The following is a 24845-nucleotide window of genomic DNA, read 5'->3' as shown; positions in this document are numbered from 1 at the left end:
CGGTGAGGGGGCGTAGTTGTGATAATATACCGGGTTGATCCGGCGGCCGACACAGGCGGCCGACCAGGTGCATCCGGCAAAGACCGGCTGCGATCCCGCGAGGATGGCGAAATTGGTAGACGCACCAGGTTTAGGTCCTGACGCCAGCAATGGTGTGGGGGTTCGAGTCCCCCTCCTCGCACCACGAATTATTAGACACTTTTTTTGGACGAATTCTACAATGGCAACTGCAGTCGAAACCCTGGGTAAACTCGAACGTCGCATGACGATCTCTTTTCCGCTGGCTGACGTCCGTACGGAAGTTGAAAAGCGCTTGAAACAGCAGGCCAAAACGGCCAAGGCCCCGGGCTTCCGTCCTGGTAAAGTGCCGCTGAAAATGGTCGCCGCCCAGTACGGCTACCAGATCGAATCGGACGTGCTGAACGACAAAGTCGGCCGCGCCTTCAACGCCGCTGCCAACGAGCAGCAACTGCGCGTTGCCGGCTACCCGAAAATCGAACCAAAAGAAGACAGCGCCGAAGGCACCCTGAGCTTCGAAGCCACCTTCGAAGTCTACCCTGAAGTCAAGGTCGGCGAACTCGAAGGCGTGGAAATCGAGACCGTCGCCGCCGACGTCTCCGACGCCGAAATCGATAAAACCATCGACATCCTGCGCAAGCAGCGCGTGCACTACCACACCAAGGGTGTGCAGGGTGAGCACGGCGACGGCGGCGAGCCAGTCGCAGCCGCTGGTGACAAGGTCACCGTGGACTTCACCGGCGTCATCGACGGCGTTGAGTTCCCAGGCGGCAAAGCCGACGGCTATGCCTTCGTGCTGGGCGAAGGCCGCATGCTGCCCGAGTTCGAAACAGCGACCATCGGCCTGAAAGTTGGCGAGGCGAAGACCTTCCCGCTGGCTTTCCCCGAGGACTACCACGGCAAGGATGTGGCCGGCAAAACCGCCGAGTTCACCATCACCCTGCAAGGTCTCGAGTGGGCGCACCTGCCTGAAGTGGACGGCGAATTTGCCAAGTCGCTGGGCATCGACGACGGCGACGTCGCCAAGATGCGCGACGACATCAAGGTCAACCTCGAGCGTGAAGTTGCCGGTCGCGTCAAGGCCCGCAACAAGGAAGCCGTGATGGACGCCCTCGTCAAAGTGACCGAGATGGACGTGCCACAAGTGATGATCGCCCAGGATTCCGAGCGCCTCGCTGAAATCACCCGCCAGGACATGGCCCAGCGCGGCATGGACGTCAAGAACATGCCGTTCCCGACCGAACTGTTCGCCACCAAGGCCGAGCGCCGCGTGCGCCTGGGCTTGATCCTGTCGCAACTGGTCACCGAGCACAAGCTGCAGGCGACCGCCGAGCAGGTCAAGGCCCAGATCGAAGATTTCGCCCAGAGCTACGAAGACCCGAAAGAAGTACTCAAGTACTACTACGGCGACCGTAACCGCCTGGCCGAAGTCGAAGCCCTTGTATTGGAAGAAAACGTCGTCAACTACGTCCTCGGTAAAGCGAAAGTCACGGCCAAGCCCGTTGCTTTCGATGAGTTGATGGGAAGCAACCCACAAGCGTAAAGGTGGGATAGAGTGCTGGCAGTGGTTCAGCACTCACCACCGCAGACAAGGAAATAGCGATGAATCATAATCCGGCATTGGACACACAAGCACTCGGCCTCATTCCGATGGTCGTCGAGCAGAGCGGCCGTGGGGAACGTTCCTACGACATCTATTCGCGCCTGCTCAAGGAACGTGTCATTTTCATGGTGGGCCCGGTCAACGACCAGATGGCCAACCTGATCGTGGCGCAGTTGCTGTTCCTTGAAAGCGAAAATCCGGACAAGGATATTTCGCTGTACATCAATTCGCCTGGCGGTTCGGTATCGGCCGGTCTGGCGATTTTCGACACGATGAATTTCATCAAGCCTGACGTGTCGACCCTGTGCACGGGCATGGCCGCCTCGATGGGCGCCTTCCTGCTCGCAGCCGGCGCCAAGGGCAAGCGCTTTTCCTTGCCGAACTCGCGCATCATGATTCACCAGCCCTCGGGCGGCTCGCAAGGGCAGGCCTCGGACATCGAAATCCAGGCCAAGGAAATCCTGTACCTGCGCGAACGCCTCAACAAGATCCTTGCTGACGCGACGGGTAAGACGATCGAGCAGATCCACCGTGACACCGACCGCGACCGTTTCATGTCCGGCGACGAAGCGGCTGATTACGGCTTGATCGACAAAGTCCTCACGACGCGCGCGTAAGTCAGACCTTTCACCGCGCTGTTGTCGAAAACGCCCGGGCGCTTCAAACGTTCGGGCGTTTCGTTTTTATTTCGGTTAGCATGATGGTAGTGTGAGTTGCGCGACTGAATTAAAGTTACCCATATAGCAATCATTTAGCAATTAGCAATCGACGAGAACCCTGCCCATGTCAGACAAAAAATCCTCCAGCGGCGAAAAACTCCTGTACTGCTCGTTCTGCGGCAAAAGCCAGCACGAGGTCAAGAAGCTCATCGCGGGACCGTCCGTGTTCATTTGCGATGAATGCATCGACCTGTGCAACGACATCATCCGCGACGAGACCTCGAGCGTGGAGAGTGTGACGGGCGGCGCCAAGTCCGACCTGCCAACGCCGCATGAAATCGCCGCCATGCTCGACCAGTACGTGATTGGCCAGCAGACGGCCAAGCGCATCCTGTCGGTGGCCGTGTACAACCATTACAAGCGCCTCAAGTACCTGGGCAAGAAAGACGACGTCGAACTGGCCAAGTCGAACATCCTGCTGGTGGGCCCGACCGGTTCCGGAAAGACCCTGCTGGCGCAGACGCTGGCGCGCATGCTCAACGTGCCTTTCGTGATAGCCGACGCGACCACCTTGACGGAAGCGGGCTACGTGGGTGAGGACGTCGAGAACATCATCCAGAAGCTGCTGCAAAGCTGCAACTACGATGTGGAAAAGGCCCAGCGCGGCATCGTCTACATCGATGAAATCGACAAGATTTCGCGCAAGTCCGACAATCCTTCCATCACCCGCGACGTGTCGGGCGAGGGCGTGCAGCAGGCGCTGTTGAAGCTCATCGAGGGCACCATGGCCTCGGTGCCGCCGCAGGGCGGGCGCAAGCATCCGAACCAGGATTTTGTGCAGATCGACACCACCAACATCATGTTCATCTGCGGTGGCGCCTTCGACGGCCTGGTCAAGATCATCCAGAACCGCTCCGACAAGGGTGGCATCGGTTTCTCGGCCTCCGTCAAGAGCCAGAGCCAGCGCGCCGCCTCGGACGTGCTGCTTGAAGCCGAACCGGAAGACCTGATCAAGTTCGGCCTGATCCCCGAACTGGTGGGCCGCCTGCCGGTCGTGGCCACGCTGGCCGAGCTGACCGAAGACGCGCTGATCCAGATCCTGATCGAGCCGAAGAACGCCCTGATCAAACAGTATTCCAAGTTATTGGAAATGGAAGGGGCGGAACTGGAAATTCGTCCGGCGGCGATGCATGCGATTGCCAAGAAGGCACTGGCGCGCAAGACGGGCGCCCGCGGCTTGCGTTCGATCCTCGAACACGCGCTGCTCGACGTCATGTACGAACTGCCCAACGAGCAAAACGTCATCAAGGTGGTCATTGATGAAAATACGATCACGAACGGCGCGAAACCTTTACTGATTTACAGCGAAACTGCGAAAGCCTCTGGAGAAAATTGAGAATTTCATGCGCGCACACAACAAAATGGGTGTCGCGCCGTAATTCTTGGCGGTACAATTTATCTCAATAAAAGAAGCCGGCTTCATTCGAAAAGCCACTCGCGGTGTCTGCCGTGGAGTGGCTTTTTTTATTCAGGACGGACAAATAGGTTTTTTTGCATTCACGTTTGTAATCTCGCTGAATGCGGCTCGGAATTGGGCAGAAATGTGATGGGTTTTATTACTCCGTCGAAAATATTTTTGCAATCTGGCCTTGTATTCAGGCAGCCAGTGCCAACATCGTAATCACGCTTTCTATAAGGTATGCCATGACAACTTCTAAATTAACTGAGCAAACGACGCTGCCATTATTGCCGTTGCGCGACGTGGTCGTCTTTCCTCATATGGTAATACCCCTGTTTGTCGGCCGTCCGAAGTCCATCAAGGCGCTGGAAGCGGCCATGGAGCAGGGCAAGAGCATCATGCTGGCCGCCCAAAAGGCCGCCGCCAAGGATGAGCCGTCCGCTTCCGATATCTACGAGATCGGTTGCGTCGCCAACATTTTGCAAATGTTGAAGCTGCCCGATGGCACCGTCAAGGTGCTGGTCGAAGGCGCCCAGCGCGCCCGCATCAACCACATCACCGACGGGGCGTCGCACTTCACCGCCGAATTGACGCCGATCGCGCCCGAAGTGGGCGACGATTCCGAAGTCGAGGCGATGCGCCGCGCCATCGTTCAACAGTTCGACCAGTACGTCAAACTGAATAAAAAGATTCCTCCCGAGATCCTCGCCTCGCTGGCCGGCATCGACGACGCCGGTCGCCTGGCCGACACCGTGGCCGCCCACCTGCCGTTGAAGCTCGAGCAGAAGCAAGTGATCCTGGAGATTTTCAACGTCGCCAAGCGCCTCGAGCACCTGCTCGGCCAGCTTGAGGGCGAGCTCGACATTCTGCAGGTGGAAAAACGCATCCGTGGCCGCGTCAAGCGCCAGATGGAAAAATCGCAGCGCGAGTACTACCTGAACGAGCAGGTCAAGGCCATCCAGAAAGAACTGGGCGAGGGCGAAGACGGCGCCGACATCGACGAACTCGAGAAGAAAGTGATCGCCGCCAAGATGCCGAAAGAGGCGCTCGACAAGGCCACGGCGGAGCTGAAAAAGCTCAAGCTGATGTCGCCCATGTCGGCCGAGGCGACGGTGGTGCGCAACTACATCGACACCTTGGTCAACCTGCCGTGGAAGAAGAAATCCAAGGTCAACAACGACCTGGTCAACGCCGAGAAAGTGCTCGAGGGTGACCACTACGGCCTCGACAAGGTGAAAGAGCGCATCCTCGAGTATTTGGCAGTGCAACAGCGCGTCGACAAGCTCAAGGCGCCGATCCTGTGCTTCGTGGGGCCACCGGGCGTGGGCAAGACCTCGCTGGGCCAGTCGATCGCCCGTGCAACGAACCGCAAGTTCGTGCGCATGGCCCTCGGTGGCGTGCGCGATGAAGCGGAGATCCGCGGTCACCGTCGCACCTACATCGGTTCGATGCCGGGCAAGGTGCTGCAATCGCTGGCCAAGGTGGGCGTGCGCAATCCCCTGTTCCTGCTCGATGAAATCGACAAGATGGGCGCGGACTTCCGCGGCGACCCGTCGTCGGCCCTGCTCGAAGTGCTGGACCCGGAACAGAACCACACGTTCTCGGATCACTACATCGAAGTGGACTTCGACCTGTCGGACGTGATGTTCGTGGCCACCTCGAACTCCTACAACATCCCGCCGGCGCTGCTCGACCGGATGGAAGTGATTCGCCTGTCTGGTTACACGGAAGACGAGAAGACCAGCATCGCCCAGCGTTACCTGCTGCCCAAGCAGATCAAGGCCAACGGCCTGAAGGAAGATGAAATCACGGTGGCCGAGTCGGCACTGCGCGACATCATCCGTTACTACACGCGGGAAGCGGGCGTGCGTTCGCTCGAGCGCGAAGTGTCGAAGATCTGCCGCAAGGTGGTCAAGATGCTGTTGCTGAAAAAGACCGAGAAGAAGGTCGCCGTCACCAACAAGAACCTCGACAAGTTCCTCGGCGTGCGCCGCTATGACTTCGGTGTCGCCGAGAAGGAAAACCAGGTGGGGCAGGTGGTTGGACTGGCCTGGACCGAGGTCGGTGGCGATCTGCTCACCATCGAAGCGGTGCAGATGCCGGGCAAGGGCGTCGTTGTCAGCACCGGCACGCTGGGCGACGTCATGAAAGAGTCGATCCAGGCGGCGCGCACGGTGGTGCGTTCGCGTGCCAACCGGGTCGGCATCAAGAATGAAGTGTTCGAAAAATCGGACATTCACATTCACGTGCCGGAAGGGGCGACGCCGAAAGACGGCCCGTCGGCTGGCATTGCCATGACGACGGCGATGGTGTCGGTGTTCACGGGCATCCCGGTGCGCGCCGACGTGGCGATGACGGGCGAGATCACCTTGCGCGGCGAAGTGTTGCCCATCGGCGGCCTGAAGGAAAAATTGCTGGCGGCGCAGCGTGGCGGCATCAAGACGGTGTTGATTCCCGAGCAGAACGTCAAGGACCTGGCCGAGATTCCTGACACGGTGAAAAACAAGCTGGAGATCATCCCCGTGCGCTGGATCGACAAGGTGCTCGAGATCGCGCTGGAGCGTCCGCCCCAGCCGATCGTGGAGACGCCTGCCGTGGCAGTGGCGGCGGCGCCGGCAACAGCGGCGGCCGCGGACGGCCAGGCCGAGGTGGTCAAGCACTGACCTGCCTGCAGGGACGGTGAGCAAGGCGCCATGCAGATGGCGCCTTTTTTACGCCCGGGGCGCGCTGCGCGGGCGCGCCCGGCAGTGATCGCTCTTGACAGGGAATAAGGCGGCTTGTTTAATACGCGCTGCGGATAAGCTTCCGCAGCGCAAATAGCACGCAGATCGCGCGCACAAGGCGCGAAACGCGATGATGGCGCGATTGGCGCGCCATCACCATCGGACGGGACATCGAGTGAACAAGACAGAGTTAATTGAAGAAATCGCCAAGTCGGCGGACATCACCAAGGCATCGGCCACGCGCGCACTCGACGCGATGATGGCGGCCGTGACGAGCAGCTTGAAAGACAACGGTACCGTCACCCTGGTGGGCTTCGGCACCTTCAGTGTGGGCGAGCGCGCCGCCCGCACGGGCCGCAATCCCCGCACCAATGAAACGCTGACCATCAAGGCGGCCAAGGTGCCAAAATTTAAAGCTGGCAAAGCGCTTAAAGATGCAGTAAACTAATTGCCTTTGGCGAGGTGACAATCGCCAAAGCTGGCCGGGATGACATCCGGGCGGGTGGTAAATGGTTTATACGGAGTGGTAGTTCAGTTGGTTAGAATGCCGGCCTGTCACGTCGGAGGTCGCGGGTTCGAGTCCCGTCCGCTCCGCCAGAACAAAGATACAAGAGTGGGCCCCCTGCGGGGCGCACGGCTTGGGACGAGAAAGTGTTTCGCTTACAAGCGAAACAACGGCCCGCGAGACGCGGGCGAGTCCAGGCCGCTCGGCTATCAGCGGCGCAAGCCGCCATTCAGGCAGTAAGGCAGCAGAGCAGTCGAGTAGTAAAAAAATAGCATTAAAGCAGCAATACCATGGGAGTGGTAGTTCAGTTGGTTAGAATGCCGGCCTGTCACGTCGGAGGTCGCGGGTTCGAGTCCCGTCCGCTCCGCCAGAATATAGAAGTATGCGTGGGCCCTCCTGCGGGGCGCACGGCTTGGGACGAGAAAGTGTTTCGCCTACCAGCGAAACAGCGGCCCGCGAGACGCGGGCGAGTCCAGGCCGCTGTGGCCTGCGCGGCGCAGCCGCACTCCAGGCTGTAAAGCAGTAAAATAGCAGGGCAGTAAGTGAGCAGCAAATTGGAGTGGTAGTTCAGTTGGTTAGAATGCCGGCCTGTCACGTCGGAGGTCGCGGGTTCGAGTCCCGTCCGCTCCGCCAGCATAAAAGAAGAAAAAGGCGAACCATGGTTCGCCTTTTTTTCGTCTGTACTCTTGTACTATTAATCGCATTCTCGACAAGAATTGGTTGACCATGTTTGAATTTATTCGAAATCACCAGCGCTGGATGTACGGCATTTTGCTGATCCTGATCGTTCCTTCCTTCGTGCTCGTGGGCGTGTCCAGTTACACCGACAAGGGTGCCGACGCCAGCACGGTGGCCACGGTGGACGGTCAGAAGATTACCCAGCAGGAATGGGAAAACGCCCAGCGCGCGCAGATCGACCGCTATCGCCAGGCGATGGGCGACAAGTTCGACCAAAAACTGGTCGACACCCCGGAAGCACGCCAGGCCGTCCTCGACAGCCTGATCAATGATCGCGTCGTCAGCGCCGAGATCGCCCGCAGCCACCTGACGGTGACTGATCCCGTGCTGGCGGCGTTCTACGCCGAACAGTTCGGCGGCAGCGTCGACCAATACAAGGCGACGGCCGCGCAGATGGGCCTGACCACCACCGGCCTGGACGCCAAGGTGCGCCGCAGCATGGAAGTGCAACAGTTGACCACCGCCATCCAGGACAGCGGTTTCGCCCCGCGCACCATCGCCGCCCGCCTGTCGGACCTGAATGACCAGGAGCGCGAAGTGCAGGAACTGGTCTTTCCCGCTGCCGACTACATCGCCCAGGTCAAGCTGACCGACGCGATGGTCAAGGATTTCTACGACAAGAACGCCAAGCTGTTCGAAGTGCCTGCCAGCATCAAGGCCGAATATGTGCTGTTCACGCCGGAATTGCTGGAAAGCCAGGTCGCCGTCACCGATGCCGACGTCGAGGCCTTCTACAAGGCCAATGCCAGCCGCTTCGGCACTGGCGAACAGCGCACGGCCAGCCACATCCTGGTCAAGCTGCTGCCGGCCGCTTCGGCTGCCGAGCGCGCCACCGCCAAGGCCAAGGCCGAGGCGATCCTCGCCGAAGTGCGCAAGGCGCCCGCACAGTTTGCCGCCATCGCCAAGGCCAGGTCGGAAGACGTCGGTTCGGCCGAACTGGGCGGCGACCTGGGCGTGGTGGCGAAAGACGGCTTCAGCAAGCCAGTCACCGATGTCATGTACCGGCTCAAGCAGGGCGAGATCAGCGAGCCCACCCTCGATGAATACGGTTTCCACATCATCACCATCACGGCGCTCAAGCCGGCCGCCATCAAGCCGCTGGAAGAAGCGAAAAACGAGATCGCTGCCGAGCTGAAAAAACAGAAACTGTCGAAGAAGTATTCGGAACTGGCGGAAGTGTTCACCAATACCCTGTACGAACAAGCTGACAGCCTCAAGCCCGCCGCCGACAAGCTCAAGCTGAAGATCGACACGATCGAAGGCCTCACGCGCACCCCGGCGCCGGCCCTGGCACAGGCCCCGTATGCCAATGCCAAGTTCCTCGCGGCCCTGTTTTCCGACGATTCGATCAAGAACAAGCGCAACACGGAACCCGTGCAGGCAGGTCCCAACACCCTGATCGCCGGCCGCGTGCTGGAATTTAAGCCCGCGACGAAGCGTCCGCTGGCCGAGGTCGATGCCGTGATTCGTCAACGGGTGACGATCGAAGAAGCGGTCAAACTGGCGCGCAAGGCCGGCGAAGCCAAACTGTCCAGCGCCAGGACCTCGGGCGACGCCAGCGGTTTCGGCGAAGCGAAACTGGTCAGCCGCACCAAGCCGCCCACCATCCCGACCCCGGCCGCGATCGACGTGCTCAAGGCGGACGTGAGCAAGTTGCCCGTCTATGTCGGTGTCGATTTGCCAGGGCAGGGCTTTGGCGTCTATCGGATCGGCAAGGTCGCCCAGACCGCCACCCCCGATGCGGCCCGCCGCAAGGCCGAGATGGAGCAGATCAACAGCGCCATCGGACAACAGGACATGTACCATTACCTCGATGGTCTGAAGCAAAAATCGAAAGTCAAGATCGACCACGCGCCGGTGTCGACCGCCGCAAAGTAAGCCTGACAGGGTGGAGTAAAACAAGCCGGGTTCGCCCGGCTTTTTCTATTTGTTCTGGACAAACAGGGCTGATCCGTTCGCGCACGCACAGACGGGCCGTGGCGTGAATGACACAATAATCGTTCAGTCAACGTCATTCCCCCATTGTGAAGGAAATACCATGTCCAACGAACAATCCACCCAGGTCGCCGAACTGTCGGACAAAATCAAGTCGGTGCGCTTCGCCATGTTCACCACGCTTGACCAGTATGGTCACCTGATCAGCCAGCCCATGACCAACCAGGAAGTCGACGCCGACGGTGCCCTGTGGTTCTTCACTTCTAGCAATACGGATCTGTGGACCAATATCGCCGGCAGCCCCCAGGTCAATGTCAGCTTCGCCGAACCGGAAGATAGCCTGTATGTGTCGATCAGCGGCACGGCCGAGCGCGTCGTGGACCGGGCCCGCATCGAGGCCTTGTGGAACCCGATGGTGGCCGCCTGGTTTCCAAACGGCAAAGACGACCCCCATGTCGTGCTGGTCAAAGTGGTGTCGAAGACCGTGCAGTACTGGGACAGCAAGGAAAACAAGCTCACGCGCATGTTCGAGATGGCCAAGGCAGCCGTGACGGGCACCCGGCCTGAGCTCGATCCAGCTGACCACGGCCACATCAAGCTGTAAGCGAAGGACCGCAGCGGCTTCCACGCTGCAATTGCACAAGGCACACGCAATACCCTGTACCATAAGGCGACTACCCTGGCGGCCATGCCGACCCGGGAGACCGCCGGTCGGGCGCGCAGCGCGCTGGCCGCCAGCGGCCGCCCACTGACCCCACTCCCGCCAGCCCATGCCGATCGTTCGCAGCCTGCTTGAAACCGACCTCTACAAGTTCACCATGTGGCAGGCGCTGCTGCACCGTCATCCCGCCACGCAGACGACCTATACATTCCTGTGTCGCAATACGCCCCACTACCCGCTGGCCCGGCTGAAGGACGAGGTCGACGCCGAACTCGACCACCTGTGCACGCTGCACTTTGCCGAGGACGAAGTGGACTATCTGCGTAGCCTGCGTTTCATCAAGAGCGATTTCGCCGATTTTCTCACCGTGTTCCGCTTTCAGCGCAAGTTCATCGAAGTCAGCGTGGACGGTGACCACCTGCGCATTCGCGCCCGCGGTCCCGTCGTGCACGTGATGGGCTTTGAAATTTTCGTGCTGTATATCGTCAACGAATTGTATTTCCGCCGCTTCGACCAAACCGCCGCGCTGGGCGAAGCACGCCTTCGCCTGGCCGGCAAGGTCGCCATGCTCGACGCCTTTGGCATGGAGGCGCCGCGCCGCAACGGCTTCGAATTTTTCGATTTCGGCGTGCGCCGCCGTTTCTCCGGTGCATGGCAGGAAGAGGTGGTCGCCACCCTGGCGCGCCAGGCGCCGCGTCACTTCAAGGGCACCTCGAATGTCTGGCTGGCGAAAAAATATGAGCTGGTGCCCATTGGCACCATGGCCCACGAATACATGCAGGCCTACCAGTCATTCAACGTGCGCCTGCGCGATTTCCAAACGGCCGCACTGGAAGACTGGGTGCAGGAATACCGGGGCGACCTGGGTACGGCGCTCACCGACACGGTCGGCATGGATGCCTTCCTGCGCGACTTCGACCTGTACTTTGCCAAACTGTTCGACGGCCTGCGCCACGATTCAGGCGATCCCTTCGCCTGGGGCGAGAAGGCGCTGTCCCATTATGCAAAATTGCGCATCGACGCGCAGACCAAGCGGCTCGTGTATTCCGATGGCCTCGACCTGGCGCACGCGTTCGCGCTGTACCGCCATTTCGCCGACCGCACCCAGACCGGCTTCGGCATCGGCACCAACCTGACCAACGACACGGGCATCGCGCCGCTCAACCTGGTGATGAAACTGGTGGAGAGCAACGGCCAACCGGTGGCCAAGCTGTCCGATTCGCCCGGCAAGACCATGTCGACCGACCCCACCTTTCTTGCCTACCTGGCGCAGGTGTTCGGCCGCACCTTGCCTTGACGGCGGCCGGGGTGGCGCCGCGATACGGGTCCGCCTCGGGTACAATGCGGCACCGCAATTTACCACCGTCCGAGAGTCATCCATGAATGTTGCCGCCACCGTCGCCCTGTCGCTTGCCATGTCGACCGATGCCTTTGCCGCCGCTGTCGGCAAAGGCGCCGCCCTGCAGAGACCGCAATGGAAGGAAGCGCTGCGCACGGGCCTGATTTTCGGCGTGATCGAAGCGATCACCCCCGTGATCGGCTGGTCGCTGGGCAAGGTCGCCGCACCGTATGTCGAAGCGTGGGACCACTGGATCGCCTTCACCATGCTGTTCGTGCTCGGTGCGCGCATGATTTACGCCGGTTTTCAGGCCGACGACGAGGCCGAGGACAAGCCCAGTTCGCACTCATTCCTGGCCCTGGCGGTCACCGGCTTTGCCACCAGCATCGATGCCATGGCCGTGGGCGCCAGCCTGGCCTTCCTGGGCGCCGATATCGCCATCACGGCGGCAGCGATCGGGTTTTCCACCTTTGTCATGGTGACGCTCGGCGTGATGGTGGGGCGCGGCCTGGGCGCGATCGCCGGCAAGCGCGCCGAGATGGTGGGCGGCATCGTGCTGATCATCATCGGCTCGCTGATTTTGTACGAACACATCGGACCGCACGCGGCCAGTTTGCCGCTCGCCTGAGCCGCATGCAAGGCGCATGCGGTGTGTCAGTGCGGACCGGGCAGGGCGGTCTAGCCTGAACAGGCCGGGCGCGGCCCGTGTTACCGGCGGCGTTGGCGGGGTTGTCAGCGACGCCTAAGTTTTTCGAGGTCTAATCGGGAATCGACGCCAGTGGCGTGCTCAGAGGTGAGGGCCGAACGTGAATGATCGTGAGCAGGGTGCAATCAAGCAGGCCGCCAGGCCGGGCGCAGCGCGACCGGCCGGCAGGGCCGCGCCCGAGGTGGCGCGGCCCTGTTCTACCGAGTTCGGCAGCATTGCCTTGCTGCTGCAGGGCGGTGGCGCGCTGGGGGCTTACCAGGCCGGCGTGTACGAACGCCTGCATGAGTCGGGCATTGAGCCGACCTGGGTGGCGGGCATCTCGATTGGCGCAGTCAATTGCGCCCTGATCGCCGGCAACAAGGTCGAAGACCGGGTGGCGAAATTGCGCCAGTTCTGGGAGCTGGTGAGCCCCACGGACAGCCTCGGCATCGGCGATTTCTGGGCCCAGTTCGCCGTCACGGACGACACCCGTGCCTGGATCAACCAGTGGCATGCGGGGCGCGTGGTGAGCCTTGGCGTGCCCGGGTTTTTCGAGCCGCGCGTGCCGCCGCCCTACCTGCCGTGGGTGCATACGGGTACCCCCAGCTACTACGACACCACGGCGCTGCGCGCTACCTTGCTGCGCCTGGTCGATTTCGATCGCATCAACGCGCGCGAAATGCGCTTCTCGGTGGGCGCCGTCAATGTGCGCACCGCCAATTTCGCGTATTTCGACAATGCCACCGACCTGATCGCTCCCGAGCACGTGATGGCCAGCGGCGCCTTGCCGCCGGCCTTCGCCGCCGTCGAGATCGACGGCGAGTTTTACTGGGACGGGGGGCTGGTGTCGAACACCCCGCTCGACTGGGTGCTATCGGGGCGCAACAATCTCGACACCCTGGTGTGGCAGGTCGACCTGTGGAGCGCCGACGGCGCCATGCCGACCGACCTGGCCACCGTCGCCGTGCGCATGAAGGAAGTGCAGTATTCGAGCCGCACGCGGGCCGCCACCGACCACTTCAGGGACAGCGAAAAATACCGCGCGGCGTTCAAGGAACTGCTCGCGCAAATGCCGCCGGCGCTGGCCGCCACCCCCCAGGCGAAGCTGCTCGTGGCCGCCTCCGACCAGGCCGTCTACAACATCATCCAGCTGGTCTACCATTCGCCCACCTACGAAGCGCAGTCGAAAGACTACGAATTTTCCCGTCGCACCATGCTCGACCACTGGCGCGCCGGCTACGACGATGCCGCCAGGACCTTGTCGCACCCCGAGGTGCTGCGCTTGCCGCCACAGGCGAAAAGCCCGGCGGTCTACGATTTCCTCAGCCTGCGCCACCGGCCTGGCCTGGCGCCAGAGCCTGGCGCGCCCACCGGGTAGGCGCCGCCAGCGGCACGCGCGGTCGGCCTGTTTGTAGCGGCTCGCGTTTGAAAGTGGCCATGCTCGCATTCAACGCCAGTTTCTGCTCGAATTAACTGCATGACGGAAGGCCCGTATTCACATTATCTGCAAATGAGCTTGCAATTGAAGGAAACGGCTCGCAGTCCACGGACGCCGGCTCACGCTAACTGCAAAAGACGGCTCATACCGGCAAGCCCGCCGCCAGCATGCGCTCGTGGATCCCGGCCGTGCGCTGCGGTTCGAGCTGGTTGCTGAACATCGCGCGAATCTCCGCCGCCTTGGCATCGAACTGCTCGGTCTTGGCTTTGAGCCGGTAGCCGTGGCGCGCCAGCGTCGGCTCCAGGTCGTCGAGCTGGCGCGACAGCACCGTCTCCACCAATTCGGCCGTGACCGGCTTCTCGCCGGTCTGGTATCCCGCTTCGAGGGCCAGCGTCAGGTGCAACTGAACCTGCAGCGGCGTGCGCAGCTTGGTGGCCAGTATGTCGATCGCCTCGGCGGTCAGGATCTCCCCCGGCTCGGTCTTGTTGCCGGTGCAGACACCGAGCAGCCAATGGATGTAGTCGCGCTCGCTGCCGGCGATGCCGTCCAAATTGAAGATGTCGGTGCGGTAGCCGATTTCCTCCATCGTCGGCCTGCGCAGGTCATTGCGTAGTGTAGGATGGCCGGCGAGGATCACCGACAGCCGGCCTCCGACGTCCTCCACGACCTCCATAAGGCGCTTGAGGCCGATGAGCTCCTGGTAGCTGAAGTCGCTTCGGTCGTCCACCACGCTGTATTGAGACGCACTATTCGTCTCACGCAAATGGCCCGTTTGGGCGGACAGTCGCAGTTATCGTGAGTCGAAATCGGTGTCGAACGCGAGAACGACCACACCAAACGTTAGCCGTTACAGTTGGGCAGTTGCGCGCATGCGCTCCATCTTCGGCTTCATGTAAAACACGAAAAATGCCGAAATCGCCAGGCCTGCCGGATATGAACGGCTGAAAGCGGCCCACCACTGTGCGCCAAATACGGCGGGATCGGGCCATGTGCTCATGGTGACTGCAAGGGCCAGGGTACTTTCGATAAACACGGCCGTGACCACGGCAACTGTCAGTTTCTGTGCCAGGCACGGCAAGCCGCCGGCTACAGCGACGACACCACGTTCGACTACGCCCAGGCAGGCAAGAATCACTGGAAGCAACACCAGACTAATTACGAAACCGCGCATCCAGCGCGGCAGAAAAGCATCGCTGAAGCCGACGTTTGCCCAAGCCATTATGGCACTGAGTACCAGCGCAATGGTCGGCAGGATGATGAGGTCAGGGAGGATGCGGCGCAGCGTCGATGGGGTTTGGTTCTGGCGGGGAATGCTCATGTAGATGTGCTTACGGTTGAAAAAGGACCTGCATTATCTATCTGCTTCCTGCATCGCGGCAATTGATAAACGCCCGTTTTGAAGTGGCCCTCAAGAATTCGTGCCCGCTGTCGGCGCGCGTTCGTAAGACTTGCGCATTCGCGGGCACGCAGTCGTTTCTGGACATCGCACTCGCGCCGAAGTCTGCCTACATTTTGCTATTTTAAAATAGCTATGTAATAATCGGCATATGGAAAAATTCACTCAGCAAGATCAAAAAATTTCCGATTTGCGCGAGAACATCGTCGCCTTGGCTCGGCGCTTACGCCAGTCAAGTCGCACAGATGGGGAGACGTGGACACAGCTGATGGTCCTCGGCGCGATCGAACGCGCTAATGGGCAGGCCATACCAACCCAAATTGCGTCCGAATTGGAATTGCATTCATCCAACCTCGCTCAGGTTCTGAGCAATTTGGATGCTCGCTCACTTATTCGGCGCAGTCCTGATTCTGCTGACAAACGGAAAGTGCGTCTTTCGTTGACTGAGACAGGTCACGCTCTCGTGCACGCTACGCGATCACAACGCGACAGCTGGTTGTTTGAAGCCATGCAGACTTGCCTTTCGGCCCAGGAGCGAGAACAGCTTGTTGCAGCCAGCGAAACCATACGCCGCCTCTCTTTGTGGAGCCTCAATAATCTCTAGCATTTTGCGCTTTTTGGGATTATTTCTTAGAGCTATCCGCAACTGTTTTTCCAATACTTAAATACAAGGGAAGTATTCATGTCTATTCGTCGTGTCAATCACGTGGTTCTCTCGGTCTCAGATTTGGAGAAATCGACAGTTTTTTATCGCGATGTGCTCGGGCTCCGGCTCGTCGCCACATTACCCGCACAAGATAACTGGAAGGAAATGCGGTTTTTCCGCGCCGTAGGTGAATCTACCAATCATCACGATATCGCAATCATTGCGAATGCTACGCTTCCTCTCCCCGGTTGGGGGAAGCCTTCTGCGCCTGGGCTGTTCCATATTGCGCTTGAGGTCGGAACGATCACAGAGTTGGAAGACATGGGTCGTCGTCTGAAGGATGCCAACGCATTGATGGATGATGTCTACCAGCCGATGCATCTTTCGGTGTATGCCCGCGACCCGGACGGGCTTGCATTAGAAATCATTTGGCGCATCCCCAATGCTGACTGGACGTACGAAGACTTGTTTCGTGCACCACTCGACTTCGCGAAGGCAAAGGAGCGATGGGGCGGCAATCTGGCTACGGGGTCAGCTGCCGGTGAAGCTGCTTAATAATTAAACATCTTCTTATTATGGGCTATGGTGTCGTCGGTGAACATTGAGTCTCATCCCAAAGCTGTTCAGTGAAGTACTGAACAGCTTTTTTTGTGAGTAATTTCCCGGGTTCTGTCGACTACTTATAACCACATTAATCCAATGACATTGTTCACTGATATGCCGGGTGATGAGGGCTTGCCAGGCCCTCAGCGGCGACTGGCACTACTTGCCGTAATGACCACTACTACGATGACTGTCCTTGATGGGACAATCATTAATGTTGCCTTACCCCAGATTGCGCGAGCGCTAAACGTGTCTTCCGGCGCAGTTGTATGGGTCGCCAACGGTTATTTGCTGACCGCTGCGATGACGTTGGCGATTTTCGCTGCGCTGGCATCAATTTTTGGCTACCGCAACCAATATGCAGCGGGGCTCGCCGTGTTCACATTCGCATCGCTCGGTTGCGCTTTGCAGCCATCGATCAACGCGTTGATCGTGATGCGTCTGTTGCAGGGGCTGGGTGCTGCGGCCATTCTCAGAACCTATCCCAGTAGTCTGGAGTCGCTGCTGCCGCGCCTGGCAAGCGGGGGCGGGCTGTCATGCATGACTTGCCTCGTCGTTGCATGGCTAGCCATGCTGGCTCGCGCCTGGCCCGCGCTTGCCAGTCATCGCGTAGGGGTCTAAGGTGCAATGGAACGTAAACCACGGTTAAGCCAGGTTCGCAAGGCGATTCATCGCTCGCTAGGAGTCTGCGCGGCAGAAATTGATTTCACCTATGCGGAAGACGAGGTAAACTTGTCACATGACGACGAGCTATCTTCCATACAATCCCGCTCAGCAGATGTTGCTGCCTCATGCCCTGCAAGACTGGCTGCCAGAAGGCCACTTGGCATACTTGGCATACTTGGCATACTTGGCAGCGACACGGTCGACTCGCTCGACCTGTCCGCTTTTCACGCGCGGTATGCCGCAGGCGGTTCGCGCAACCAGCCATTCAATCCGGCGATGATGGTCAAGGTGCTGGTGTACGGTTACGCCACCGGCGTATTCTCGTCGCGTAAGCTGGCTAGAAAACTGCATGAGGACGTGGCGTTACGGATGCTCGCTGCCGACAATTTTCCGGCGCACCGAACGATTTGCGATTTCCGTGCAGTCCACTTGCAGGAGCTGTCGAACCTGTTTGTCCAAGTGGTGAAATTGGCCAAGGAGTGCGGCCTGGTCAAGCTCGGTACGATCGGCGTCGACGGCACCAAGATCAAGGCCAATGCATCGCGCCACAAGGCGATGAGCTACGATCGTATGCAAAAGGCCGAGCGTGAACTGAAGGAGCAAATCGATGCGCTGTTGGCCAAGGCCAAGGTGACCGACGCGGCCGAGAGGAACGAGCCTGAACTCGATATCCCGGCGGAGATCGCCAGACGGGAGGACCGCCTCGCCGTCATTCACGCCGCTCGAGCACGCCTTGAGGAGCGCCAGCGCCAGAACGATACCGCTCGCGGACGCAGCGACGATGATGCTGCGCCCCCAGATGACCCGGGCAAGCCGCAAAAGAAGTCGCGCTTCAAATATAAATTCGGCGAACCCAAACCCGAGGCGCAGGAAAATTTCACCGATCCGGAGAGCCGCATTATGAAGCGCGCTGGCGGTGGCTTCGACTACGCTTACAACGCCCAGGCGGCGGTTGATGAAAGCGCCCACATCATCGTGGCTGCGGAGCTCGTCAATAGTGCGGCCGATAGCGGCCAACTGGCGAACGTGCTTGCCGCCGTCAAACGGGACGTTGGTGCCGATGCCAAGCAGGTACTCGCCGATGCTGGCTATCGCTCCGAGGCCATGTTTGAACATCTTCGTAATCACCCATCCGAACTGATCGTGGCGCTCGGGCGTACCGGAAAAAAGGGAGCAATGATTGATCCGAAGAAGCGTCCTTTGTGCGCCGCCATGGCCGAAAAATTTAAATCGGCGACGACACAGGCAGCTTATCGAAAACGCAAATGGATTTCGGAGCCGCCCAACGCTTGGGTCAAAAGCGTGCTGGGCTTCCGGCAATTCAGTATGCGCGGACTGGTCAAGGCCAAGGCCGAGTGGAGACTCGTCTGCATGGCGCTGAACCTGCGCCGAATGGCAAAAATGATGTACACCTCATACGGATAAGGGCCAAAAACCAGCCGATTTAGCCCTTCCGTCTCAGATTTCCTTCAACTTCGCGCGCGAAAGTGACTCCGCGGCTACGCCGATCAAGAAAATCGTCGCCTGCGAGCGCCAAAAAACTATCTGCCGCGCACACTCCTAGCTGGTGTTCCATAGCACGATCATTTGAGCACCAGGCCGAACGCACCGAGCTGGTCTTCCTGTCCTCGATCGAGGTAGTGCGGTAGTGCTGCCGCAAGGGCACCAATGAGCAAATAGCGTGTTGGGAATTTACGTCGGCCATCGCGCTACGTGATCAAAATGGCCCCGAAACTCATCAGGTTGAGTGAACATACTCACCGGTGGACAGATGGCACGCGGCCTTGTTGGTGGTGCATAGTCTCAGCGCGGCGATCAGCTCGCAATACCGTCAAACACTGCTTGCGGTAACAATCGCGGCTTACCGTGGTCAGCGCGGTGCGCAGCGTGTGGCTTCTGAACCGCTTGCAGCGCCCAATGGACGGTCGTCGCGGGGACGCAGTACAAGCCGACCGCAGCGGCGATCTGGGCCGCCCGCTCAGGTCTCTTGGACGTCAGGCGGTCCAGCCGCTGCCGTAGTTGCAGCAGCGAATCGACGGGAATTGCCTTACGCCAGCCGCCCTGGCGGGTCAGCGCGCGGTACACCGAGCTCGACCGGCCGAGCCGCCGCGCGATCTCCGTCGCGCCCAGTTTCTCTTCAACGTGCAGGCGCTGGACCTCGGCGGAATCGACCAATGGCTTGCGCCCAGGGTAGGCGCCGCGCGCCTTCGCGGCTGCAATGCCTTTAAGCTGGCGCTCTCGCCAGAGGTTGGTTTCGAACTCCGCGAACACGCCAAGCATGTCCAAGAATGCCTTACCCGCCGCGCTGCGGGGGTCGATGGCTGCTCAGTCGCCTTGAGGGTGACGCCGCGATCCTTTAGCGTGTACCTCATTAAGGCGGGAACTAATCGGTACTAAAGATTAAAAAATAGCAAATACCGCTGTATGATGAAGAGTCGTCAAGATTGCCTTGCACATCTGCGGCTTGCTAAGACTTAAGTCATTTCGTTTTACACATCTTTTTCGACTCGGCGCCATTTCAGCCAGGAGCGGCGATTCTATGATGTTTCGCCTAAAAACTATGCGAAAGATGGGTGTTTTGTGTGAAAAGCGCCGATTTTCCGCTCGCCGCCCTGCCAGCGACACCGTAGGAGGGCCGGCTACAAGCATTGATTTTATGGATGAAAAAGATGTACATGACGATATAGACTAAATCTAGGGCGGAGGGTTTCTTATGTTGCATCATTTTTTGTCTAATAACCGGGACGAGCTAGCAGCTCGCTGCCGCGTCAAGGTAGGAAATCGTCCAGGTCGTTCAGCTACAGAAGCGCAGCTTCAAAGTGGCATTCCATTGTTTCTCGATCAGTTGATCAGAACCCTCCGGGTCGAGCAATCCCCCGAGAGGAAGAATAGCGAACTTATTTCAGGACCGATCGGCGGGGGGGCAGCACTTTCAGAAGTTAGCGTGTCGGCTGGACAGCACGGCAAAGCCCTGTTGGAGCTGGGCCTAACCGTCGACCAGGTAGTGCACGACTATGGAGATTTATGCCAATCCATTACCGACCTGGCCGTGGAACGAGACGCGCCTTTTGCTGTGGATGAATTCCGCACAATGAACCGATGCCTGGACAATGCTATTTCTGACGCAGTTACAGAATTTAGCTATCAAAGGGATGGCGTTCACGCCGCCCGAAATGCTGATGAATCGAATCAGCGAATGGGTGTCTTTGCTCATGAGCTTAGAAATTTACTTGGAACAGCATCGCTGGCGTTCGCCGCAGCAAAAACAGGTAATCTTAGTTTTAGCGGCGCCACGGGCTCGGTACTTGAGCGGAGTCTAGTGAGTCTCGAAAAACTGATCACGAATTCCATACAAGACGTTCACCGCTCGGCGCATCTTAAGGGGACCTCGGACTTGTTCTCTCTTGCTGGATTGATCCAGGAGATTTACGACGCCGCCACGCTTTCTTCGAAAGTTTATGACTGTTCGTTTCGAGTCCTCCCGGTTGACGCAGAGCTTGCCATTAAAGGAACGCGGGATTTGCTCATCGCCGCAGTAGCCAACTTGTTGCAGAACGCATTCAAATTTACCAAGCCAGGTACGGAGGTGCTGCTTACAGCATATGCGCAAGGTGATCGAATCCTCATCGATGTCAAAGATCATTGTGGCGGTTTGGCGGCTGGAGTGGCAGACATTATGTTCCTGCCGTTTTCGCAAGCTAGCACAAACGTCACTGGACTTGGCCTCGGTTTGACCATCGCCAAACAGACTATAGCAGCAAATGATGGGACACTAACGGTTAATAGCCTTGACAAAATTGGGTGCGTATTTACTATCAGCCTACCTCGCCACAGCATGCCTACGTGATCATTTTAAAAGGAGAAGTTAGGGTACCGTCTAAAGGACAAGACTGAACAGTTCGACGCGAGGGGGTGGAAATTCGTGCGATGGTTCAGCAACTAGTTGGATCCTAAGCGCACGGCCGAAATCCGCCAGCGCATGCACGCGGAGGGCCTACCGATATGAAAGGTCATTTGCATGAACGTGAGCCGGTGGCCGAGGAATGCGAGCCGGCACCACCGATTGCAAGCTCATTTGCGGATAGCGTACGGATGGCCTTACGGTCAATGCAGTTAATTCGAGCCGAAAACGGCGTCGAATGCGAGCACGCTCGGTTTGAAATGCACGCCGCTACATCTAACTATCCATGTCGCCGATACACTACAACAGACCGAAGGTTGGGGACCAATGTCTGTGCGGTACCGCATAGAACGTGGCGCGGGTTAGCGCCATGCTCCCGGTCCGTCAACACATTTCTTTGCGGAATTAAACGGTGCGAAACGTGTTCGTAAAATCCTCAAAACGAAGAATACAACATGGACATCGCACTACGGCAAAACAGGTATGGCGACCCGACCTTAACTGCCCGGTATGAAGCGGCCGGTAAGCATTGCGCTCTGCTTGTCATTGCACTGGGATTAGTTGTTTTACTCGGGTGGGCAATTGGCATCGTCGCAATTACGAGCATTGTTCCCCAGTGGGTAGCGATGCAACCGAACACTGCGCTTTGCCTTATTCTGGCAGGCACTTCATTGTTTGCGGCTGGAAAATCCCGCGCGCAGCGGCGCTGGTATATTGTCCAGATTGCCACCGCGATGATCGTGTCGGCCGTCGGCCTTGCGACACTACTTGAGTATGTCCTGGACCTACAGTTGGGGATCGACCAGCTTTTCCATCCAGGTTCTGCCTTCGATTCCAGAATTTTCCCTGGCAGAATGGCGGTCGCGACCGCAGCGAACTTTTTGCTGGCGGGGGCCGCACTTGCCATGCTCGACACCCGCGCCCGTGCTCTCTCGCAACTGCTGGCCTTGCTTGCCATCGGCATCGCGACCTTGGCAACTTGGGGCTACGCCTACGGTGTAAGCTCCCTTTACGGCGTCGGGTTTTATTCTACGATGGCGCTGCATACCGCCATTGGTACCTGGTTTGTCGGTGCGGGGATTCTTTTGGCCCGTCCGGCCCGTGGCGTAGTCGCCGTACTGGTCAGCGCCACCGTCGGAGGTGTGCTGGCGCGACGCCTTTTGCCCCTTGCGGCGATCATCCCGTTTTTGCTCGGCTGGCTGCGGATCGAGGGCGAGCGGCAGCAATTATATGGCTCTAGCTTTGGCGTCGCCATGACCTCGGTTACCTATCTGGTCCTTTTCGCTCTCTTCATCTGGCGCGCTGCAGAAGTCGTGCGGCGCAGCGATGACTTGCGTCTGGACGCGGAGCATATCAAGCAAGTCAATCAAGCCCAGTTGAGCGGTCTGATCGAATCGGCCATGGACGCAATCGTCATGACTGACGACACGGAGCGCATTATCATCTTCAATCCGGCGGCGGAGAAAATGTTCGGCTACTCGCGCGCCGACATTGTCGGCAGTTCGCTCAGCAAACTCTTGCCCCAGCGTTTCGGCGCTGAACACGGCGCGCAACTGCGCGCATTCGGCACTGCCGAATACGTCTCGCGCCGCATGGGACGTTCAGGATCGGTCGCGGCCGTTCGCGCCGATGGCACCGAATTTCCCGCCGAGGCCTCGATCTCCTATTTCGATCTTGGTCATGGCATGTACTATACGGCGATCATGCGGGACATATCAGAGCGCACTCGCATCGAAAGAGAGTTGCATCTTAGCGAGCGGCGCGAGCGAGAGCGTTCGGACGAACTGAGCAACTTGCTGTTTGCGGTTCCGGCCGCCGTTTGCATCGCACACGATGGGCTTCTCGCGGACGTGAAGGGAAACGAATTGTATGATCGCTGGTTTAGAATTTCCGATACACCAGTGCAGCCAGGCACAGGCCAGAATGCCAATATGGGCGCTGCTGTGGTCTAATTTGCCCGGACACCTCAATAGGTGGAAAATGCACCACCTGAGGAGCAACACATGGCAACAAGAAAACGCAAAACATTCGATCCGAGCCTGAAGCTGGAAGTGGTTCGGATGATCACAGAACAAGGCCAAAGTATCCGGAACGTCAGCGAAAGCATGGACATTGGCCAGACCGCGATCCGGCGTTGGTTGGCGCAGGTCGGCGCCGAGCAGAGTGGCCAGCCCGGTATTGGCAAGCCGTTGACGGCGGAGCAGCAAAGGATCCGCCAGCTGGAGCAGGAAAATCAGCAACTTCGCCAAGACGTGACAATATTAAAAAAAGCGTCGGCCTTCTTTGCCCGCGAAATGAAGTGACTCATCAGGTCATTGTAGCGCTGCAAAAGGAGGCCATTCCGGTGCAACAAAGCTGCCGTGTTCTGGACGTAAGCAGGTCTGCGTTTTACGAAGCAAACCGACGTTTCGCCATACCCAAAGTCTGCAAAGAAAGCGTTCATTTGAAAGCGGCATTCATGGCAAGCCATCAGAGTTACGGCAGCCGCCGGATGGTCACGGCCATGGCCAACGAAGGCTTCCAGATTGGACGCTACAAGGTGCGTCGTTTGATGCGCCAAGCAGCCTTGAAACCCGTCTGGAAGCGCAAATTCGTCCATACGACAGACAGCAAGCACGACTTGCCGATTGCCGCCAATGTGCTGAACCGACAGTTCAATCCGGCAGCACCGAACCTGGCTTACGTCAGCGACATTACCTACATCCGGACGGGTGCCGGGTGGCTGTATCTGGCCACCGTGCTTGACCTGTATGCGCGCAAAGTGGTTGGATGGGCGATGGCGCCGAGCATGCCTGCCAAACTGGTGTGCGACGCCTTGAACATGGCGATCGGGCAGCGCCGACCGGCAGCAGGACTGATCGTTCATTCCGATCGGGGCAGCCAGTATGCCAGCGAGCTGTACCAGGAACTCTTGAAGGAAAACGGCTTCGTCTGCAGCATGAGCCGCAAAGGTAATTGCTGGGATAACGCCGTCGCAGAGCGCTTCTTCCTGAATCTCAAAATGGAACGTGTTTGGCAACGCCAATATGCCAACCATGCCGAGGCCAAGGCAGACATCACCGACTACATCGTCGGCTTCTACAACGGCAAGCGAATCAATTCAGCATTGGGCAATCTGCCGCCCACCGTCTACGAACGGAAAATGGCAGCACGAGAACCTATCGTTGTGTCCGAAATTACTTGACCACCGCACGCTGGGCGAGAGGCATTGCAACAAGCGGCCAGCGGCACGGAAATACGCGATTACGAGTTCAAACATGTCCATCCGAATGGCACCGTCCGCTACCTTTTTGGAAATGTCGTGCCTTTGCGGAATGAGCAAGGCAGTGCATGTGGGGCAATCTCCGCGTTCGTCGATGTGACCGAACTGAAGCTCGCAGAATTGGCGATGGTGGCCATCACGGCCGGCAGTGTGGCGAAATCGGATTACATCACCCATATGACACACGAGTTGCGCACCCCACTCAGTACCATGCTGGGCTACGCACAAATGCTAGAAGCCGGTGCGCCGACGCCCATGCAACTGACTGCGATCAAGCAAATATGCAAGGCTGGCTGGTATTTGCGCGACTTGATCACCGAAGTGCAGGACCTGGCCACGATTGAGGCGGACTGCGCCGGACTGGAATGTGAGTCTGTCTCCATCGATGCCCTGCTGCACGATTTACGCGCCATGATAGAACCACTCGTGATCAAATCCGATCTGCGCGTCACGCTCGTTGGCACCAGCGGCCTGGATATTCATGCTAATTGTCAGCAGCGGTTGTAAACTGATACACAGCAGCGATTGAAAACTGATACACCGATTTGAGAAGATGGCTGCTTTGCGGAGCAGCCTTGAAACCCAACGAGGTGTATGTGGAAATTCAG

At 58.8% G+C, this 24845-nt stretch carries 20 protein-coding genes, 4 tRNA genes and 1 pseudogene; 22 read left to right on the top strand and 3 right to left on the bottom strand.

The features are described 5' to 3' along the window. Positions 1–97: 97 nt before the first annotated feature. From ACP7EY_RS22065 to ACP7EY_RS22000, 14 genes are all read left to right on the top strand, one after another. Positions 98–184 (top strand) — tRNA-Leu (locus tag ACP7EY_RS22065). A 36-nt stretch (positions 185–220) separates the two neighbouring features. Next, positions 221–1561 (top strand): trigger factor, encoded by a 1341-nt coding sequence (gene tig / locus ACP7EY_RS22060; protein ID WP_426197425.1) that lies wholly within the window; start codon positions 221–223, stop codon positions 1559–1561. Positions 1562–1620: 59 nt separating this feature from the next. Next, positions 1621–2238: an ATP-dependent Clp endopeptidase proteolytic subunit ClpP gene (gene clpP, locus ACP7EY_RS22055; protein WP_426197424.1), complete on the top strand. Its 618-nt coding sequence runs from the start codon at positions 1621–1623 to the stop codon at positions 2236–2238. Between the two features lie 166 nt (positions 2239–2404). Next, positions 2405–3676 carry an ATP-dependent Clp protease ATP-binding subunit ClpX gene (clpX, locus tag ACP7EY_RS22050; protein WP_426197423.1) on the top strand — a complete coding sequence of 424 codons (1272 nt, stop codon included), beginning with the start codon at positions 2405–2407 and terminating at the stop codon, positions 3674–3676. A gap of 308 nt (positions 3677–3984) precedes the next feature. Further along, entirely contained in the window at positions 3985–6402 is a 2418-nt protein-coding gene (gene lon, locus ACP7EY_RS22045; protein WP_426197422.1) for an endopeptidase La, read from the top strand. Between the two features lie 235 nt (positions 6403–6637). Next, on the top strand, positions 6638–6910 hold the full coding sequence (locus tag ACP7EY_RS22040) for an HU family DNA-binding protein (protein WP_426197421.1): 273 nt from the start codon (positions 6638–6640) through the stop codon (positions 6908–6910). 72 nt (positions 6911–6982) lie between these two features. After that, positions 6983–7059 (top strand) — tRNA-Asp (locus tag ACP7EY_RS22035). 201 nt (positions 7060–7260) lie between these two features. Beyond that, positions 7261–7337 (top strand) — tRNA-Asp (locus ACP7EY_RS22030). A gap of 186 nt (positions 7338–7523) precedes the next feature. Continuing rightward, positions 7524–7600 (top strand) — tRNA-Asp (locus ACP7EY_RS22025). A gap of 93 nt (positions 7601–7693) precedes the next feature. Then, positions 7694–9583, top strand: a complete 1890-nt coding sequence (locus ACP7EY_RS22020) for a SurA N-terminal domain-containing protein (protein ID WP_426197420.1) — start codon at positions 7694–7696, stop codon at positions 9581–9583. 160 nt (positions 9584–9743) lie between these two features. Further along, positions 9744–10244, top strand: a complete 501-nt coding sequence (locus ACP7EY_RS22015) for a pyridoxamine 5'-phosphate oxidase family protein (RefSeq protein ID WP_426197419.1) — start codon at positions 9744–9746, stop codon at positions 10242–10244. Positions 10245–10410: 166 nt separating this feature from the next. Beyond that, entirely contained in the window at positions 10411–11598 is a 1188-nt protein-coding gene (gene pncB, locus ACP7EY_RS22010; RefSeq protein WP_426197418.1) for a nicotinate phosphoribosyltransferase, read from the top strand. An 82-nt stretch (positions 11599–11680) separates the two neighbouring features. Further along, on the top strand, positions 11681–12268 hold the full coding sequence (gene mntP / locus ACP7EY_RS22005) for a manganese efflux pump MntP (protein ID WP_426197417.1): 588 nt from the start codon (positions 11681–11683) through the stop codon (positions 12266–12268). 259 nt (positions 12269–12527) lie between these two features. Continuing rightward, the gene (locus ACP7EY_RS22000) at positions 12528–13703 is read left to right on the top strand and encodes a DUF3734 domain-containing protein (RefSeq protein WP_426197439.1); all 1176 of its coding nucleotides are present in this window, start codon (positions 12528–12530) and stop codon (positions 13701–13703) included. A 202-nt stretch (positions 13704–13905) separates the two neighbouring features. On the opposite strand, the gene ACP7EY_RS21995 is transcribed toward ACP7EY_RS22000, so the two are convergent. Beyond that, positions 13906–14490, bottom strand: a complete 585-nt coding sequence (locus tag ACP7EY_RS21995) for a hypothetical protein (RefSeq protein ID WP_426197416.1) — start codon at positions 14488–14490, stop codon at positions 13906–13908. A gap of 120 nt (positions 14491–14610) precedes the next feature. Then, on the bottom strand, positions 14611–15081 hold the full coding sequence (locus ACP7EY_RS21990) for a DUF2798 domain-containing protein (protein ID WP_426197415.1): 471 nt from the start codon (positions 15079–15081) through the stop codon (positions 14611–14613). 229 nt (positions 15082–15310) lie between these two features. On the opposite strand from ACP7EY_RS21990, the gene ACP7EY_RS21985 reads away from it, so the two are divergent. The 4 genes and pseudogenes from ACP7EY_RS21985 to ACP7EY_RS21970 all read left to right on the top strand — a co-directional run bounded on the left by ACP7EY_RS21985 (position 15311) and on the right by ACP7EY_RS21970 (position 18499). Continuing rightward, positions 15311–15763, top strand: coding sequence for a MarR family winged helix-turn-helix transcriptional regulator (locus tag ACP7EY_RS21985; protein ID WP_426197414.1), 453 nt, complete (start codon positions 15311–15313; stop codon positions 15761–15763). A gap of 78 nt (positions 15764–15841) precedes the next feature. Continuing rightward, positions 15842–16360, top strand: coding sequence for a VOC family protein (locus ACP7EY_RS21980; protein ID WP_426197413.1), 519 nt, complete (start codon positions 15842–15844; stop codon positions 16358–16360). A 219-nt stretch (positions 16361–16579) separates the two neighbouring features. Further along, on the top strand, positions 16580–17029 hold the full coding sequence (locus tag ACP7EY_RS21975; RefSeq protein ID WP_426197412.1) for an MFS transporter: 450 nt from the start codon (positions 16580–16582) through the stop codon (positions 17027–17029). 118 nt (positions 17030–17147) lie between these two features. Continuing rightward, positions 17148–18499: pseudogene (locus ACP7EY_RS21970) on the top strand (IS1182 family transposase). 390 nt (positions 18500–18889) lie between these two features. Here the strand turns inward: ACP7EY_RS21970 and ACP7EY_RS21965 are convergent. After that, a complete protein-coding gene (locus tag ACP7EY_RS21965) occupies positions 18890–19393 on the bottom strand; it encodes a recombinase family protein (protein ID WP_426197438.1) in 504 nt (167 codons plus the stop codon). A gap of 394 nt (positions 19394–19787) precedes the next feature. Here ACP7EY_RS21965 and ACP7EY_RS21960 point away from each other — a divergent pair, with 394 nt between their 5' ends. From ACP7EY_RS21960 to ACP7EY_RS21945, 4 genes are all read left to right on the top strand, one after another. Beyond that, positions 19788–20921, top strand: a complete 1134-nt coding sequence (locus ACP7EY_RS21960) for a sensor histidine kinase (protein ID WP_426197411.1) — start codon at positions 19788–19790, stop codon at positions 20919–20921. A 509-nt stretch (positions 20922–21430) separates the two neighbouring features. Continuing rightward, a complete protein-coding gene (locus ACP7EY_RS21955; RefSeq protein ID WP_426197410.1) occupies positions 21431–22927 on the top strand; it encodes a PAS domain S-box protein in 1497 nt (498 codons plus the stop codon). A gap of 51 nt (positions 22928–22978) precedes the next feature. Next, a protein-coding gene (locus ACP7EY_RS21950) for an IS3 family transposase (RefSeq protein ID WP_426197409.1) occupies positions 22979–24159 on the top strand; the annotation gives its coding sequence in 2 pieces (ribosomal slippage) (positions 22979–23228 and positions 23228–24159; 1182 coding nt in all). 24 nt (positions 24160–24183) lie between these two features. Further along, a complete protein-coding gene (locus ACP7EY_RS21945) occupies positions 24184–24744 on the top strand; it encodes a histidine kinase dimerization/phospho-acceptor domain-containing protein (protein ID WP_426197408.1) in 561 nt (186 codons plus the stop codon). The last annotated feature ends 101 nt before the right edge of the window (positions 24745–24845 follow it).

The organism is Massilia sp. DWR3-1-1 (assembly GCF_049898325.1).
Classification (GTDB): Bacteria; Pseudomonadota; Gammaproteobacteria; order Burkholderiales; family Burkholderiaceae_D; genus JAFCUW01.
Note: the sequence above shows the minus strand (reverse complement) of the source record. Positions and strands in the feature narration are given on the sequence as shown.

Coding starts and splice junctions, on each gene's coding strand:
- tig (WP_426197425.1), top strand. CDS start 221: ATGGCAACTGCAGTCGAAACCCTGGGTAAACTCGAACGTCGCATGACG.
- clpP (WP_426197424.1), top strand. CDS start 1,621: ATGAATCATAATCCGGCATTGGACACACAAGCACTCGGCCTCATTCCG.
- clpX (WP_426197423.1), top strand. CDS start 2,405: ATGTCAGACAAAAAATCCTCCAGCGGCGAAAAACTCCTGTACTGCTCG.
- lon (WP_426197422.1), top strand. CDS start 3,985: ATGACAACTTCTAAATTAACTGAGCAAACGACGCTGCCATTATTGCCG.
- ACP7EY_RS22020 (WP_426197420.1), top strand. CDS start 7,694: ATGTTTGAATTTATTCGAAATCACCAGCGCTGGATGTACGGCATTTTG.
- ACP7EY_RS22015 (WP_426197419.1), top strand. CDS start 9,744: ATGTCCAACGAACAATCCACCCAGGTCGCCGAACTGTCGGACAAAATC.
- pncB (WP_426197418.1), top strand. CDS start 10,411: ATGCCGATCGTTCGCAGCCTGCTTGAAACCGACCTCTACAAGTTCACC.
- mntP (WP_426197417.1), top strand. CDS start 11,681: ATGAATGTTGCCGCCACCGTCGCCCTGTCGCTTGCCATGTCGACCGAT.
- ACP7EY_RS21990 (WP_426197415.1), bottom strand. CDS start 15,081: ATGAGCATTCCCCGCCAGAACCAAACCCCATCGACGCTGCGCCGCATC.
- ACP7EY_RS21985 (WP_426197414.1), top strand. CDS start 15,311: ATGGAAAAATTCACTCAGCAAGATCAAAAAATTTCCGATTTGCGCGAG.
- ACP7EY_RS21980 (WP_426197413.1), top strand. CDS start 15,842: ATGTCTATTCGTCGTGTCAATCACGTGGTTCTCTCGGTCTCAGATTTG.
- ACP7EY_RS21975 (WP_426197412.1), top strand. CDS start 16,580: ATGACCACTACTACGATGACTGTCCTTGATGGGACAATCATTAATGTT.
- ACP7EY_RS21960 (WP_426197411.1), top strand. CDS start 19,788: ATGTTGCATCATTTTTTGTCTAATAACCGGGACGAGCTAGCAGCTCGC.
- ACP7EY_RS21955 (WP_426197410.1), top strand. CDS start 21,431: ATGGACATCGCACTACGGCAAAACAGGTATGGCGACCCGACCTTAACT.